Source organism: Pseudomonas sp. P4_C4 (assembly GCF_056402055.1).
Genome location: NZ_JBFUID010000063.1, coordinates 18,581 through 34,964, shown reverse-complemented (window position 1 = coordinate 34,964; position 16,384 = coordinate 18,581). Strand labels below are relative to the sequence as shown.

The 16,384-nt window shown below is 59.8% G+C and carries 11 protein-coding genes; 9 read left to right on the top strand and 2 right to left on the bottom strand.

Going from position 1 to position 16,384, the window contains the following annotated elements; translation table 11 throughout:
• Window positions 1-123: 123 nt before the first annotated feature.
• Both AC1DXW_RS25805 and AC1DXW_RS25800 read right to left on the bottom strand, forming a co-directional pair.
• A complete protein-coding gene (locus tag AC1DXW_RS25805; protein WP_008050144.1) occupies window positions 124-1,518 on the bottom strand; it encodes a PhoH family protein in 1,395 nt (464 codons plus the stop codon).
• Between the two features lie 336 nt (window positions 1,519-1,854).
• Window positions 1,855-2,979 (bottom strand): polysaccharide deacetylase family protein, encoded by a 1,125-nt coding sequence (locus AC1DXW_RS25800; protein ID WP_477753212.1) that lies wholly within the window; start codon window positions 2,977-2,979, stop codon window positions 1,855-1,857.
• Between the two features lie 267 nt (window positions 2,980-3,246).
• Between AC1DXW_RS25800 and yaaA the strand changes: the two genes are divergently transcribed.
• The 9 genes from yaaA (at window position 3,247) to AC1DXW_RS25755 (ending at window position 16,251) form a co-directional block, all read left to right on the top strand.
• Entirely contained in the window at window positions 3,247-4,026 is a 780-nt protein-coding gene (yaaA, locus tag AC1DXW_RS25795) for a peroxide stress protein YaaA (protein ID WP_477753211.1), read from the top strand.
• An 825-nt stretch (window positions 4,027-4,851) separates the two neighbouring features.
• Window positions 4,852-6,168 carry a nucleotide sugar dehydrogenase gene (locus AC1DXW_RS25790; RefSeq protein WP_223459840.1) on the top strand — a complete coding sequence of 439 codons (1,317 nt, stop codon included), beginning with the start codon at window positions 4,852-4,854 and terminating at the stop codon, window positions 6,166-6,168.
• Between the two features lie 200 nt (window positions 6,169-6,368).
• Window positions 6,369-7,850, top strand: a complete 1,482-nt coding sequence (gene alg8 / locus AC1DXW_RS25785; RefSeq protein ID WP_046041957.1) for a mannuronan synthase — start codon at window positions 6,369-6,371, stop codon at window positions 7,848-7,850.
• 36 nt (window positions 7,851-7,886) lie between these two features.
• Window positions 7,887-9,056 carry a PilZ domain-containing protein gene (locus tag AC1DXW_RS25780; protein WP_477753210.1) on the top strand — a complete coding sequence of 390 codons (1,170 nt, stop codon included), beginning with the start codon at window positions 7,887-7,889 and terminating at the stop codon, window positions 9,054-9,056.
• A gap of 15 nt (window positions 9,057-9,071) precedes the next feature.
• The gene (algK, locus tag AC1DXW_RS25775) at window positions 9,072-10,574 is read left to right on the top strand and encodes an alginate biosynthesis TPR repeat lipoprotein AlgK (protein ID WP_477760626.1); all 1,503 of its coding nucleotides are present in this window, start codon (window positions 9,072-9,074) and stop codon (window positions 10,572-10,574) included.
• The gene (locus AC1DXW_RS25770) at window positions 10,571-12,058 is read left to right on the top strand and encodes an alginate export family protein (protein WP_477753208.1); all 1,488 of its coding nucleotides are present in this window, start codon (window positions 10,571-10,573) and stop codon (window positions 12,056-12,058) included. The genes algK and AC1DXW_RS25770 overlap by 4 nt, the downstream gene beginning before the upstream one ends.
• Before the next feature lie 26 nt (window positions 12,059-12,084).
• Entirely contained in the window at window positions 12,085-13,659 is a 1,575-nt protein-coding gene (gene algG / locus AC1DXW_RS25765; RefSeq protein WP_477760625.1) for a mannuronan 5-epimerase AlgG, read from the top strand.
• A gap of 10 nt (window positions 13,660-13,669) precedes the next feature.
• Window positions 13,670-15,118, top strand: coding sequence for an alginate O-acetyltransferase (locus AC1DXW_RS25760; RefSeq protein WP_477753206.1), 1,449 nt, complete (start codon window positions 13,670-13,672; stop codon window positions 15,116-15,118).
• Window positions 15,119-15,126: 8 nt separating this feature from the next.
• Window positions 15,127-16,251 carry a mannuronate-specific alginate lyase gene (locus tag AC1DXW_RS25755; protein WP_477753205.1) on the top strand — a complete coding sequence of 375 codons (1,125 nt, stop codon included), beginning with the start codon at window positions 15,127-15,129 and terminating at the stop codon, window positions 16,249-16,251.
• Window positions 16,252-16,384 lie beyond the last annotated feature (133 nt).

Genomic DNA, 16,384 nt, shown 5'->3' with positions numbered 1-16,384 from the left:
GTGTCAGGCACCGCTGTGTCGACTGACACACCATCGCGAGCAAGCTCGCTCCTACAGGGGGGGGATTTGTGTCGGGCACAAAAAAACCGGGCGGCTGTAGGGCCGCCCGGTTCCGGTGGACCGTTACAAATGCGATTCGGCGTATTCGGCCAGGATCGAACGTGGCACCCCTTGCAGGGTGATGTGCACCCCGTTCGGGAAGTCCTTGAAGCGTTCAGTGAGGTAGGTCAGCCCGGAGCTGGTCGCGGACAGGTAAGGGGTATCGATCTGCGCCAGGTTGCCCAGGCACACCACTTTGGAACCGGCGCCGGCACGGGTGATGATGGTTTTCATCTGGTGCGGCGTGAGGTTCTGGCATTCGTCGATCAGGATCAGGCTCTGCTGGAAGCTGCGGCCCCGGATGTAGTTGAGGGATTTGAACTGCAACGGCACTTTGCTGAGGATGTAATCGACGCTGCCATGGGTGCTTTCATCATCCATGTGCAAGGCTTCGAGGTTGTCGGTGATGGCGCCCAGCCACGGCTCCATTTTTTCCGCTTCGGTGCCGGGCAGGAAGCCGATTTCCTGGTCCAGGCCCTGCACGCTGCGGGTGGCGATGATGCGGCGATAACGTTTGCTGACCATGGTCTGCTCGATCGCAGCGGCCAGCGCCAGGATGGTTTTACCTGAACCCGCGGCACCCGACAGGTTGACCAGGTGGATGTCCGGATCGAGCAAGGCGTACAACGCCAGGCTCTGATAGATATCACGCGGCTTGAGGCCCCAGGCCTCCTGGTGCAGCAGCGGTTCCTGGTGCAGGTCGAGGATCAGCAAGCGGTCCTCTTCGATCTCCTTGATCCAGCCGACAAAGCCCTGCTCATCAATGATGAATTCGTTGATGTGCACCGCCGGCAGGTTGTCGATCAACTGCACCTGATGCCAGGTGCGGCCGTGGTCCTGACGGGTTTCGACCTTGCTCACGCGGTCCCAGAAAGAGCCGGTCATGTTGTGGTAGCCGTTGGGCAGCAAGGACACGTCATCGACCAGTTGGTCGGTGCTGTAGTCCTCGGCCGCGATCCCGCAGGCGCGCGCCTTGAGGCGCATGTTGATGTCTTTGGTGACCAGTACCACGGGCTTCTTCGGGTCGCGCGCGTGAAGGTCGATAAGTTGATTGATGATTTTGTTGTCGTTCAAGTGCTCGGGCAGAATCAGGTTCGGCTCGGCATGCTTGCTCATCAGAATTGACAGCAAACCCTTGGGTCCGCTTTTGCCACGCTGGATCGGCACACCCTGCTCGACGTCCTCGGGAGAGGCATCGCCCAGGGTCTTGTCGATCAGGCGGATGGCCTGGCGGCATTCGGCGGCTACGCTGTGATGCCCGCTCTTGAGCTTGTCGAGCTCTTCAAGCACGGTCATCGGGATCGCGACGTGGTGTTCTTCGAAGTTAAGCAGCGCGTTTGGATCGTGAATCAATACGTTGGTATCGAGTACATAAAGGATTGGCTGGTTGGAAGAAGAGCTACGTCCGTGATCATCCATACTCGGTCACCTTTGTGGGAGCCAGTCGACGCAATACCTTGACAGTGCTGCGCCTCGAAGTGACTGCCGAGTACACCTGCGGGGACTCAAGTGTTCTGCATACATGCGGGGTCTTGGAAGACGCCACCTGTGTTGCAGGTTTCGGCGGTCTGTCTTCGTAATACTCCAAAACGTGTGACAGAAAAAAGTACTTTGACGCTTTTTTGAAGTTTATTTTGCAGATTGACCAATAACACTTGGCGGACTGCCATCACCCGTTTACAGTCGGAAGTCAACCTGCAGCGAATCCCCTTCCAAAATCGCCATAAACCCAATGTTTACGGGGTTTTGTCGTTTTCAGCGAAACGCATCCTGGCAATCTTCCCAGCCGATTCCGACAGGCGCCGTTTGCGTGACCAGCCACGGCAACGCCGTTTTCACCCCATCCTGCTTCACATTGAAATTGATCACCCCGTGCCGCCAGAGCAGCATCAGGGTCAGCACCCGTTGCGCACTCGGGTTGCCCTTGAGTTTGCCGGCGCCGTCCAGGGCATCGATGTCCCACAGCGCTACCTGCAGCCCCTGAGCCTTGAAGAAGCCTTCGGCATCGGAACGGCGCTGGCCATCGGGCGGACGGAACAGTGGCACGTAGTTCTCCGGCAGCTTGCTTTTGACCAGTTCGGCACTGCGGCGCACCGAGTCCTGCCAGTCCTGCCAGTGGCTGTGGGAACGGAACTCCCAGCCTTGTACGCCGATGCACTGGGTCGAGTAGGTCGCTTGCAGGTTACTCACCGAATGCTCGGCCAAACGGGCCTGGATGTCCTTGCCGAGGACGAAGAATGTCCCGCTCAGGTTCGACTTGCGCAGGTACTCGGTGACCCAGGCGGTGTTATCCGGCACGGCATTGGCAGCGCTGTCGAAAGTCAGCAGAAACAGCCGGTCATGCATCTCGTCGCCGCTGCGCTCATAGTCGCCGAAACGATCGACTTCGCTGCTGGTTTGCGGGAACAGCGCGGCCTTGCGCAACTGCTCGTCCAGGTACTGGGTGTGGAACACACGGCTCGGCTCGGCCCACTTGATGTAGTAGCTGTCTGCGCCGACCTGGAATTTGGCAGCCTGCTCGCGCAAGGTGGGCATGTCTTCGACCAGGAAACAGAAGGAGGCATCCTGGTCGCAACTCTGTTGAGCGAAGTTGTAGTTGGCCAGCAGCCGTTGCCACAGACGCTGGCGAACCCGGTTGACCGACTCCAGATTGATCGTGCGCAAGCCCAGGCGCTGGGCCAGGGCGGGTTCATCCAGCGACTCGCTGGCCAACAGGACACTGGAAAACATGAGGATTTCTGCCCTCGACGCCACGTCGAACAGCGTCGGGTTACCGAGCTTTTCCGGCCAGGTGCTGCGATCGAGCGTCGCCACATCGCTTGGTGCCGCGATGGCGCCGAAGCTCAGTAGCCAGATCGAGATGAGAAAAGCGATACGCAATGGGATGTCTCCATAACAAAACCCGCGCGGCACTATAGCTGATCCAGACTCGACTCCCGCAGCATCACTGAATCACTGTGGGAGCGAGCTTGCTCGCGATAGCGATCTGGCATTCAACAATGATGTCAGCTGACACACCGTCATCGCGAGCAAGCTCGCTCCCACAGGGTTTGATGCAAGCCACCGGCCATCACCTATGGACGCGATAGCTGGAGTCAACACCGACAACCCCCTAGAATCGCCGCCACGATTAAAGGAGACGACTTCATGCTGATGGTGATTTCACCCGCCAAGACCCTCGACTATGAAACACCGCCGGCGACCCAGCGCTTCACCCAGCCGCAGTACCTCGACCACTCCCAGGAGTTGATCCTGCAATTGCGTGAGCTGTCCCCGGCGCAGATCAGCGAGTTGATGCACGTCTCCGACAAGATTGGCGGGCTCAACGCCGCGCGCTTCGGCAGCTGGACCCCCGCGTTCACCCCGGAAAACGCCAAGCAAGCTCTATTGGCGTTCAAGGGCGACGTTTACACCGGCATGAATGCGCAAACCCTCAGCGAAGCCGATTTCGACTACGCCCAAAAACACTTGCGCATGCTCTCGGGTCTCTATGGCCTGCTGCGTCCGCTGGACCTGATGCAACCCTACCGCCTGGAAATGGGCACCAGGCTGGCCAACGCCCGGGGCAAGGATTTGTATGCCTTCTGGGGCACGCGCATCAGCGAATGGCTGAACGAAGCCCTGGTCGATCAAGGCGATGACGTGCTGCTCAACCTGGCGTCCAACGAGTACTTCTCGGCGGTCAAGCGCAACGCCTTGAACGCGCGCATCATCAATACCGAATTCAAGGACCTGAAGAACGGCCAGTACAAAATCATCAGCTTCTACGCGAAAAAGGCTCGCGGCTTGATGAGCCGCTTCGTCATCGAAGAACGCATCAACGACCCGGCCACCCTCAAGCAGTTCGACGTTCAAGGCTATCGCTACAGCACCGAACAATCCAAACCGGACAATCTGGTGTTTCTGCGCGATCACGCACCAGAGTGATGCACCCAGTCGGCGCACGACCTCCACAACTCTCGTGCGCCGACCCTTGACTCACTTCAACCTTCCCCGCCTTTTCGCCATATTTATGGCGCCAAAAATACATCGCCCAATTTTCTAACTTTAGTTTCACTCGACTTCGATCTTTTTTTTGCGTAGTGGCACTGACTTTTTTTAACAGTAGTGGCAAAAAAATATCCCGCCCAATGATCCGCCTATATATAAAGGGCGAAACGGCAAGTGCTATCAGTTTGAGAGCAGTGCCACCTTTCTCAATATTTCAAGAAATTTCAGATTTCACGATGAGCGGACTGGAACTATGTCCAAACGCGCCGCTCATACCACCGGTAACGATTCTCGCCGAGCGTGTACGAGATAACTTACGCAGATAAGCGATTCACGTAGCGAAGTTGAAACACTAACTTGCGCTGACTAATCACTGATTTGGACAACAGCAATCGGACAGGAGATAACGCGGTATGACTATCCCCTACAAGGCCACGGCAGCGCCCCTATAAACGTGCTCACCCGAGCACCCAACCGCTTGATCCACGGGCTTTCGGCCTGACATCAAGCGTGCAAGGCCGTTGCACCTGCATCCTTCCGACAGGAGGATCGGCTGCATAACAGGGCAAATCATAACAACAAGGCCTAGTTGCGCACACCTTGAGTGCATTTATTTAGACACTCGTAACTTATATGCCAGCACACGGCATTGCTGTGCCTGTAAGGCACACTTGCGAGTGCACTAAAACACGCTGAACACCATTAACTCCGGCCATCTAATGGCTTGATGTATACAGGCTTGATAACAGAGAGGTAATTGCGATGCGCATCAGCATTTTTGGTTTGGGTTACGTCGGCGCAGTATGTGCCGGTTGCCTGTCTGCACGGGGCCATGACGTCGTTGGCGTCGATGTGGCCAAAGACAAGATCGATATGATTAATGCCGGCAAATCGCCGATTGTTGAACCGGGCCTTGGTGAACTTCTGGCCCAGGGCATCCAGACCGGTCGCCTGCGTGGTACCACCAACTTCGCCGAGGCGATTCGCGACACCGACCTGTCGATGATCTGCGTGGGCACGCCGAGCAAAAAGAACGGTGATCTGGAACTGAACTACATCGAGGCAGTGTGCCGCGAAATCGGTTTTGTCCTGCGTGACAAGACCACCCGCCACACCATCGTCGTGCGCAGCACCGTGCTGCCGGGTACCGTGGCCAACGTGGTCATCCCGATTCTCGAAGACTGCTCCGGCAAGAAAGCCGGCGTTGATTTCGGCGTGGCCGTGAACCCTGAGTTCCTGCGCGAAAGCACCGCCATCGCCGACTACGACCAGCCGCCAATGACCGTCATCGGCGAATTCGACAAGGCTTCCGGCGACGTTCTGCAATCGCTGTACGAAGAGCTCGACGCACCGATCATCCGCAAGGACATCGCCGTCGCCGAGATGATCAAGTACACCTGCAACGTGTGGCACGCCACCAAGGTCACCTTCGCCAACGAAATCGGCAACATCGCCAAGGCGGTCGGCGTCGACGGTCGCGAAGTGATGGACGTGGTCTGCCAGGACAAGACCCTCAACCTGTCCCAGTACTACATGCGCCCAGGCTTCGCCTTCGGCGGCTCGTGCCTGCCAAAAGACGTGCGTGCCCTGACCTACCGCGCCGGTTCCCTGGACGTGGAAGCCCCGTTGCTCAACTCACTGATGCGCAGCAACGAATCCCAGGTGCAGAACGCTTTCGACATCGTTTCCAGCCACGACAAACGCAAAGTCGCCCTGCTGGGCTTGAGCTTCAAGGCCGGTACCGACGACCTGCGCGAAAGCCCGCTGGTCGACCTGGCGGAAATGCTGATCGGCAAGGGCTATGACCTGAGTATCTACGACAGCAACGTCGAATACGCCCGTGTTCACGGTGCGAACAAGGACTACATCGAGTCGAAGATCCCTCACGTCTCGTCCTTGCTCAACTCCGATTTCGACGCGGTGATCAACAACTCCGACGTGATCATCCTCGGCAACCGCGACGAGAAGTTCCGCGCTCTGGTGCAGGACGTTCCACACGGCAAGCAAGTGATCGACCTGGTCGGTTTCATGTCCAAGGCCACCAGCGTGACTGGCCGGACTGAAGGTATCTGCTGGTAACGCGGTATCTGTAGGAGCTGCCGCAGGCTGCGATCTTTTGGCGCCGGCGTGATTGCTGAAGATCAAAAGATCGCAGGCTTCGCCAGCTCCTACAGGGATTCTGGCGTCATCCAGAGCGGGTGCCGCCAGTTTTCACAGGCCTGCCTTAACCCCATCGGGCCACCCCAAAGGCTCGCCCGAGATCGAGACGGATGCAGATTATGCACAGGCTAAAACACGGCCTACTCCAGGCCGCCGGTTGGCTGTTCTACCTGAGTTTACTGATGGGCCTCGCCATGGCGTTGCCCGTGTCCACGTTCGACTCCGAGTCGAAGGACTTCATTTTCCTGATTGGCGCCGTGGGTATCTGGCGCTACTCGATGGGTGCCACGCACTTTGTGCGCGGCATGATTTTTCTGTACATCGTCTACCCGTACCTGCGGCGTAAAGTGCGCAAGCTGGGCAAAGCGGCTGACCCGTCCCACGTGTTCCTGATGGTCACCAGTTTCCGTATCGATGCCCTGACCACTGCGCAGGTCTACAGCTCGGTAATCCGCGAAGCCATTGACTGCGGCCTGCCGACCACCGTGGTCTGCTCCATCGTGGAAATGTCCGATGAGCTGCTGGTCAAAAGCCTGTGGAACCGGATGAATCCGCCGTCCCGGGTCAAGCTCGATTTCGTGCGCATTCCCGGCACCGGCAAACGCGATGGCCTGGCCTACGGCTTCCGCGCCATCTCCCGGCACCTGCCGGATGATCGCGCCGTGGTCGCGGTGATCGATGGCGACACCGTGCTGGCTGAAGGCGTGGTGCTCAAGACCGTGCCGTGGTTCCAGCTGTTCGGCAACGTCGGCGGCCTGACCACCAACGAGTTCTGCGAAGTGCGCGGCGGCTACATCATGAGCGAATGGCACAAACTGCGTTTCGCCCAGCGCCACATCAACATGTGCTCGATGGCCTTGTCCAAGCGCGTGCTGACCATGACCGGCCGCATGTCGGTGTTCCGCGCCACCGTGGTCACCAACCCGGACTTCATCGCCGACGTGGAAAGCGACTCGCTGCAACACTGGCGCCTGGGTCGCTTCAAGTTCCTTACCGGCGATGACAAGTCGAGCTGGTTCAGCCTGATGCGCCTGGGCTACGACACGTTCTACGTGCCCGACGCGGCGATCAACACCGTTGAACACCCGCCGGAAAAGAGCTTCATCAAGGCCAGCCGCAAACTGATGTTCCGCTGGTACGGCAACAACCTGCGGCAGAACTCCCGTGCCCTGGGCCTGGGGATCAAACGCCTCGGTGTGTTCACTTCGGTGGTGCTGTTCGACCAGCGCGTGTCGATGTGGACCTCGCTGCTGGGCCTGACCGTGGCGTTGATCGCCAGCTTCAAGTACGGCACCGCGTTCATCCTGGTGTACCTGCTGTGGATCGGCATTACCCGGTTCATCCTGACCTTGTTGCTGTCGTGCTCCGGACACCGGATCGGCCCGGCCTACCCGGCGATTCTCTATTACAACCAGATCGTCGGCGCGCTGGTGAAGATCTACGTGTTCTTCCGCCTCGACAAACAGTCCTGGACTCGCCAACCCACCTCTCTGACCCGTGATCTCGCCAGCTTTCAACGTTGGTTCAACACCTGGTCGTCTCGGACCATGACCTTCTCTGCCGGCAGCATTTTTGTCGCCGTGCTGCTGTTGATGGTCTGACCGAACTCGCCTGAATTAACTAGGAAAACGCCCCCTATGAATACCGCCGTCAACGCCAACGTAGTGCACGAATCCGAAGCCCAGCGCCAACACGCCCGAGTGAAAATCCCGGCCAAGTTGCGTTTCTTCGGCCCTGACCGGACGCCGGTCGAAGCCCGGGTGATCGACCTGTCCGCCGGTGGCCTGGCATTCAACGCCGGTCAATTGCCGCTGAAGATCGGTGACGTGTACAAGGCCCGCCTGCAATTCCTCATCGACAATCTCGGCCTGGCCATCGACGTCGAGTTGCAGGTCCGCTCCTTCGATCGCGAGACCGGACGCGCCGGCTGCCAGTTCCAGAACCTGGAACAACGGGACATCTCGACCCTGCGCCACCTGATCACTTCGCACCTGGCTGGCGACATTGTCAGCGTGGGTGAAATGCTGGCGACCCTGCAGCGCGACAACTTCACCAAGGCGCGCAAGATGAAGGACGGCGGCCACGGCATGTCCGCGCTCGGCCGCATGAAAGCCGTGACCTTCAGCCTGGGGATCTTCGTTGTCGGCCTGGCTGCATTCGGCTTTGTTTTCAAATCGGTGTACGGCATGTACTTCGTCAGCCACGCCCAGGCCGGTCTGGTCAGCGTGCCGGGCGTGAACATCACCATGCCCCGCGACGGCACCGTGCAGAGCCTGGTGAAAGCCGACGGCGTGGCCGCCAAGGGCGCACCACTGGCGACCTTTAGCACCAGCATGCTCGACGTGCTCAAGGGCCATCTGGACGAAGACCAACTGCAACCGGCCAAGGTTGCAGAACTGTTCGGCAAGCAGATGACCGGCACCCTGACCTCGCCTTGCGACTGCACCGTGGCCCAGCAAATGGTCGCCAACGGTCAGTACGCCAGCAAGGGCGACGTGATCTTCCAACTGGTGCCGCGCAACAGCGAAGCCAATGTTGAAGCGCGCTTCTCCTATCGCCAGTTCGGCGACGTGCGCCCGGGTACTTCGGTGCGCTTCCAGATCGCCGGCGAGGACAAGAGCCGCACCGGCAAGATCGTCAGCAGCACCAGCCTGAAAAGCGCCGATCTGTCTTCGGACATCCGCGTGCTGATCCAGCCGGACGAAACCCTGGACAGCTCCCTCGCCGGCCGCCCGGTGGAAGTCAATAGCGACCGTGGCCCGAACCTGAACTGGCTGATCGACAAAGCCATGGCTGTCGGTCTTTAAGTCGAGGACATGCCTGTGACTACTCCAACCCTCAACACGCCGCCGACCCTGTGGGAGCGAGCTTGCTCGCGATGGGATCGACGCGGTCTGTCTGATGCACCGAGCCAGCCGCATCGCGAGCAAGCTCGCTCCCACATGGGATTTGCGTTCTGTTCGCTAGCCCTGGCGGTCAGCCTCAGCGGTTGCGCCGGCCTGCCCGACCAGCGCCTGGCCAACGAAGCACTCAAACGTGGCGATACCGCCACCGCCGCGCAGAACTACCGGCAACTGGCAGACCTGGGCTACAGCGAAGCGCAGGTCGGCCTGGCCGATATCCAGGTCGACAGTCGCGACCCGGCGCAGATGAAACAGGCCGAGGCGACTTACCGCGCCGCGGCCAGCGTTTCGCCGCGCGCCCAGGCACGCCTCGGTCGTCTGCTGGTGGCCAAGCCAGGTTCCACCGAAGCGGAACAACACGAAGCCGAAACCCTGTTGAAAAAAGCCGCCGCCGCGGGTGAAGGCAACACGTTGATCCCGTTGGCGATGCTGTACCTGCAATACCCGCACAGCTTTCCCAACGTGAATGCCCAACAGCAGATCAGCCAATGGCGTGCCGAGAACAAACCGGAAGCCGGTCTGGCGCAGGTGCTGCTCTATCGCACCCAGGGCACCTACGACCAGCATCTGGATGACGTGGAAAAAATCTGCAAGGCCGCACTCAACACCAGCGACATCTGCTACGTCGAGCTGGCCACGGTCTATCAGAAACAGGCCAAGCCCGAGCAACAGGCCGAGCTGATCAAGCAGATGCAAGCGGCGCATGCCCGCGGCAGCGTTTCGGCGCAGCGCGTCGACAGCGTTGCCCGTGTGCTCGCCGATGCGTCCCTGGGCAAGACCGACGAGAAAACCGCACAGTCGCTGCTCGAACCGATCGCACCGGCCTACCCGGCGTCGTGGGTCAGCCTCGCGCAACTGCTCTACGACTTCCCCGAACTGGGCGACGTCGACCAGATGATGAAGTACCTGGACAACGGCCGCGCCGCCGACCAGCCCCGCGCCGAACTGTTGCTGGGCAAGCTCTACTTCGAAGGCAAACTGGTGCCGGCTGACGCCAAGGTCGCCGAAGAGCATTTCCAGAAAGCCGTCGGCCGCGAAGTCGCTGCCGATTACTACCTCGGTCAGATCTATCGCCGTGGCTACCTGGGCAAGGTCTATCCGCAGAAAGCCCTCGACCACCTGTTGACCGCTGCGCGCAACGGCCAGAACAGCGCCGACTTTGCCATCGCCCAACTGTTTTCCCAGGGCAAGGGCACCAAGCCTGATCCGCTGAACGCCTACGTCTTCAGCCAACTGGCCCTGGCCCAGAACACTCCGCAAGCCACCGAGCTTGCGCAAACAATCCAAACGCAATTGCCGCCCGACCGGTTGGCCGAAGCCCAACGCCTGTTGAAACAAGAACAGGCCGTGCGCGGTGCCCTGAGCCCGAACACGCCGGAACTGCACACCCTGCAAGAAGAAGTCAGCGAGGAATCCCAATGAAGTTGAATCCATTCATGAAGGCCGGCATCGGCCTGACATTCGCGCTGATCTGGTCTTGCCCGACGCTCGCTGCGATGACTGAGACCAAGAACTTTGGCCTCGAGGTGAAGGTTACCGGCCAATCCGAAGACGACAGTGACCTCGGTACCAAGAGCGGTGGCGACGTCAACGGCGTCGGCCTTGACTTGCGTCCATGGATCTATGGCGAAAGCGGCGCGTGGAGCGCCTATGCCATGGGGCAAGCCGTGACTGCCACCGACATCATCGAGACGGACACCTTGCAAGGGACCGCCAGCGATGGCACCACGCCCACCGACAACGGTGATCGCAAGACCAAGAAAAACTACCTGGCCATGCGCGAGTTCTGGGTCGGCTACAGCGGACTCACTCCGTATCCGGGCGAGCAGTTGAAGCTCGGTCGCCAACGCCTGCACAACGCCGACGGCCAATGGCGCGACACCAACATCGAAGCCCTGAACTGGACGTTCGACACAACCCTGTTGCGCGCCAACGTCGGGATCGCCGAACGTTTCAGCGAGTACCGCACCGACCTCACGGAACTCGCCCCGAAAGACAAGGATCGCCTGCACGCCTACGCCGATGCGTCGTATCAGTGGACACCGGGCAACTGGGTCGGCATTCGCGGTCATCACACCCACGACAACGGCAAGCTCGACTTCCCGGAGCCAGGTGTGCCGGCGGATTCGCTGGACAAGAAACAGAACGGCGACATCAGCTGGCTCGGCCTCACCGCCGACAGCGACGCCTACAACTGGCGCAACACCAACACAGTCAATTACTGGGGCAGCATCACCGGCATGAGCGGCGACCGCGACATCGTCAACCCGCTGAACGCTGATGGCACCGCTCCGGCACAAGCCAAATCCAGCGGCAACGTTAATGGCTGGGCCACGGACCTGGGTGTGCGTCTGCGCCTCGATCCGCAATGGCAAGTCGGTGCCGCCTATGCCCGCGCCAGCGCCGAGTACGAACAGAACGGCTTGGAAAGCAACCGCTCGAACTACACCGGTACGCGCTCGCGGGTTCACCGTTTCGGCGAAGCCTTCCGTGGCGAAATGCAAAACATGCAGACCGCGACTTTGTTCGGTTCGTGGATGCTCAACGACGAATACGACGCCAGCCTGATCTACCACAAATTCTGGCGCGTCGACGGCAACAAACCGGTCGGCAGCAATGGCATCAACGCCGTCGAAAACAACACCGACGATGCCACCGGCGCAATTCTTTCCACCACGTCCCTGCCGCTGAACGATGGCGAGAAAGACCTCGGTCAGGAGATGGACCTGGTGGTCACCAAGTACTTCAAGCAAGGCCTGTTGCCGGCGGCGTTGAGCCAGTCGATCGACGAGCCTTCGGCCCTGGTGCGCTTCCGTGGTGGCGTGTTCAAGCCAGGCGATGCGTACGGCAAGGAAGTCGATTCGTACATGCACCGCGCGTTCATCGACGTGATCTGGCGCTTCTGATGCACATTGCGAAGGGAGTCTCCCAGATGAATCATCCAGCCCGAAAAGGCTCGATCAGCCTGTTGGCCGGCGCGATGCTGCTGGCCAGCGCGACTGCCTTCGCCAATGTGGAACCGGCGAAGCCGGTAACCACGGCCAAGGAACTGCAACAGGCCAAGACCTACACCGTCAGCAGCGCACCGACCGCGCCGCTGGAACTGGCCACGCCGAAACTGCCGGACGTTTCCGGCTACACAGCCGAAGCCATCGCCGCGAAGATCGTGCGCAGCAAACCGGGCAAGATCAGCCTGCGCCGGATGATGCAGGAAGACGCCCTGAAGGACTTCATCGGTGGCGACAACAAGATGGCCGAGTGGGTGGTGCGTCAGCACGGCATCCCCCAGGCGATCTTCGTCGACGATGGCTACATGAACCTCAAGGACCTGGCGAAAAAGGTCCCCAAGCAGTACTTCAGCGAAACCTCGCCAGGTGTGTTCCTCTCCCGCTTGCCGATCGTGGTCGGTCGTCACGGCATCCTGGAAATCGACAAGCAGACCCAGGAACTGCGCCTGTCCCAGGAGGCTGGTGCGTTCCTGGTCAACGACGGCCAACTGTTCGTTCGCGATACCAGAATCACTGGCTGGCGCGAGAAGGACAACGGCCCGGCGACGTTCAACTCGCCGAAGGAATTCCGTCCGTTCCTGCTGTCCTGGGGTGGCACCGAGACCTACATCGCCAACAGCAAGATCGCCAGCTTCGGCTACGCCAACAGTAAGTCCTACGGCGTAAGTATTTCCCAGTACACGCCGAACATGGCCAAGGTGCTCAAGCGTCCTGAGCCGACCGGCTGGATCGTCGGCTCCGAATTCTCGGACATGTGGTACGGCTTCTATTGCTATGAAACCCGCGACTTCGTGGTCAAGGGCAACACCTACAAAGACAACATCGTCTACGGCATTGACCCGCACGACCGTTCCCACGGTCTGATCATTGCCGACAACACGGTGTACGGAACGAAGAAGAAGCACGGGATCATTATTTCCCGTGAGGTCAACGACAGCTTCATCTTCAACAACCGCAGCTACGACAACCACCTCTCGGGGCTGGTGATCGACCGTAACAGCGTGAACAACCTGATTGCCCACAACGAGATCTACCAGAACCACACCGACGGCATCACCCTCTACGAGAGTGCCGATAACCTGTTGTGGGGCAACCGCGTGCTGAGCAACAAGCGCCACGGCATCCGCATTCGTAACAGCGTGAACATTCGCCTGTACGAAAACGTCGCCATGGCCAACGGTCTGACCGGCGTCTACGGGCACATCAAGGACCTGAGCAACACCGACCGTGACATCAAGCTCGACCCGTTCGACGCCCAGGTGTCGCTGATCGTGGTCGGTGGTGAACTGGCGGCCAACGGCAGCGGCCCGCTGTCCATCGACTCGCCGCTGAGTGTCGAGCTGTATCGCGTGTCGATGCTCGCACCGACCAAATCCAGCGGCATCAGCTTCACCGGCATCCTTGGCGATCGTCAGGATGAAATTCTCGACCTGCTGGTACGCCAGCAGAAAGCCGTGCTGATCGACCCTGTCGAACGCCAGACCGAAATGCGGGACTGAGGATAATCTTATGCACCCACACTTGATCAAATTACTCAGCCTGTCGGCCCTGACCGCCGGCATTCTCGCGGCCAGCGGTGGTGTTCGCGCCGATGAGGTCAAAGCACCCAGCTTCACTGCGGAACCGTGCTGCAGCCTGTGCCCGGCCGCCCACGATGCGAAGAACTACACCACCCGTTACCAGCAGAACTTCACCACGCTGGTACAGGCCCAGGGTGACTGGTTGTTCCGTACGCAAGAAGACTTGCGCACCGAATTCGACACCACGCCCGCCGGCTACAAACGCATGAAACAACTGCACGATGCGTTCAAGAGCAAAGGCGTTGAACTGGTTGTCGTGTACCAGCCGACTCGTGGCCTGGTGAACCGCAACAAGCTCAACCCGGCTGAGAAGGCCAGCTTCGACTTCGACAAGGCGCTGAGAAACTACAAGTCCATGCTCGGTCGTTTTGCGCAGATGGGCTACGTGGTCCCGGACCTGTCGCCGCTGACCAACGAGTCGTTGCCCGACACCCTGCCCGCCCACGATTTCTACTTCCGTGGCGACCAGCACTGGACCCCGTACGGCGCCCAGCGCACGGCGAAAATCGTCGCCGAGAAGGTCAAGCAGCTGCCTGAATTCGCCGACATTCCCAAGCGCGAATTCGAGACCAAAAAGTCAGGTCGCATGGGCAAGACCGGAACCTTGCACAACATGGCCGGTCAACTCTGTGGCACCAGCTACGCGATCCAGTACATGGATCAGTTCACCACCGAACCGAAGGGCGAAGCGGGCGATGGCGATCTGTTCGGCGATTCCGGCAACCCGCAGATCACCCTCGTGGGTACCTCCCACAGCGGCAAGAACTACAACTTCGCCGGTTTCCTCGAAGAGGCCATCGGCGCCGACATTCTCAACGTGGCGTTCCCCGGCGGTGGCCTGGAAGGTTCGATGCTGCAGTACCTGGGCAGCGACGAATTCCAGAAGAACCCGCCGAAGATTCTCATCTGGGAATTCTCGCCGCTGTACCGCCTCGACCAGGAAACCATCTACCGCCAGATGATGGCGCTGCTGGACAACGGTTGCGAAGGCAAGGATGCACAGATGTCCGGTAGCGCCACGCTCAAGCCGGGCAAAAACGAATTGATGGTCAACAGCAAGAACATGGACCTGCGCAACGGTAGCCACCAGGTCGACATCCGTTTCGCCGACACCTCGGTGAAAACCCTGCAAGCCACCCTCTGGTACATGAACGGCCGCCACGAGGACATCAAGATCGACAAACCGGAAACCTCCGAGACTGACGGGCGTTTCGCTTTCGAGTTGCGCACGGACGAAGACTGGGCCTCGCAGAACCTGCTGGCCGTTGAAGTCCAGGGCCCCGAAGCCGGAGCCGCGCCTCAGAAAGTCGAAGCGAAAATCTGCAAACGCAACGTGTTCCCGGGCGCCGAACAGCGTACTGCTTCGGTCGGGCAATGAGGTCTGCTATGCGCTATCCGAAATTTTCAACTCTGTTGGCACCGACGCTCTTGAGCCTGGCGATGTTCGCCGGGGCCACACAAGCGGCTGCGCCACTGCGTCCGCCCCAGGGCTATTTTGCGCCTGTGGATAAATTCAAGACGGGCGACAAGAGCGAAGGCTGCGATGCGATGCCGACGCCGTACACCGGCTCGTTGCAATTTCGCAGCAAGTACGAAGGTTCGGACAAGTCCCGCGCGACCCTGAACGTGCAGTCGGAAAAAGCCTTCCGCGAAAGTACTGCCGACATCACCAAGATCGAGCGCGGCACCAGCAAGCGCGTGATGCAGTTCATGCGTGACGGTCGTCCGGAACAGCTGGAATGCACACTGAGCTGGCTGACGGCCTGGGCCCAGGCTGACGCGCTGATGTCCAAGGACTTCAACCACACCGGCAAGTCGATGCGCAAATGGGCCTTGGGCAGCATGGCTTCGGCGTATATCCGCCTGAAGTTTTCCGACTCCCACCCACTGGCCACCCATCAACAGCAAGCGCAGTTGATCGAAGCCTGGTTCAGCAAGATGGCCGACCAGGTGGTCAGCGACTGGGACAACCTGCCGCTCGACCAGACCAACAACCACTCGTACTGGGCCGCCTGGTCGGTGATGGCCACTTCCGTCGCCACCAACCGCCGCGACCTGTTCGACTGGGCGGTTAAGGAATACAAGGTCGGCGCCAGCCAGGTCGACGCCGACGGCTACCTGCCCAACGAACTCAAGCGCCAGCAACGGGCGCTGGCCTACCACAACTACGCCCTGCCGCCGCTGGCGATGATCGCCAGTTTCGCCCAGGTCAACGGTGTGGATCTGCGCCAGGAAAACAACGGCGCGCTCAAACGCCTGGGTGACCGGGTGTTGTCCGGGGTGAAAGACCCGGACCAGTTCGAGAAAAAGAACGGCAAGGAACAGGACATGACCGACCTGAAGGAGGACATGAAATTCGCCTGGCTCGAACCGTTCTGCTCGCTCTACACCTGCTCGCCGGAGGTGCTGGCGAAGAAGCACAAGATGCAACCGTTCAAGACCTTCCGCCTCGGCGGTGACCTGACCAAGGTCTACGACCCGGCAAACGAGAAAGGCAGCAAGGGTTCTTGAATACAGACACAAAACCTGTGGGAGCGAGCTTGCTCGCGATAGCGGTCTGACATTCAACATCGATGTCGACTGACACTCCGTCATCGCGAGCAAGCTCGCTCCCACAGGGTCGATGTCGAAAGTGAGTTTTGTG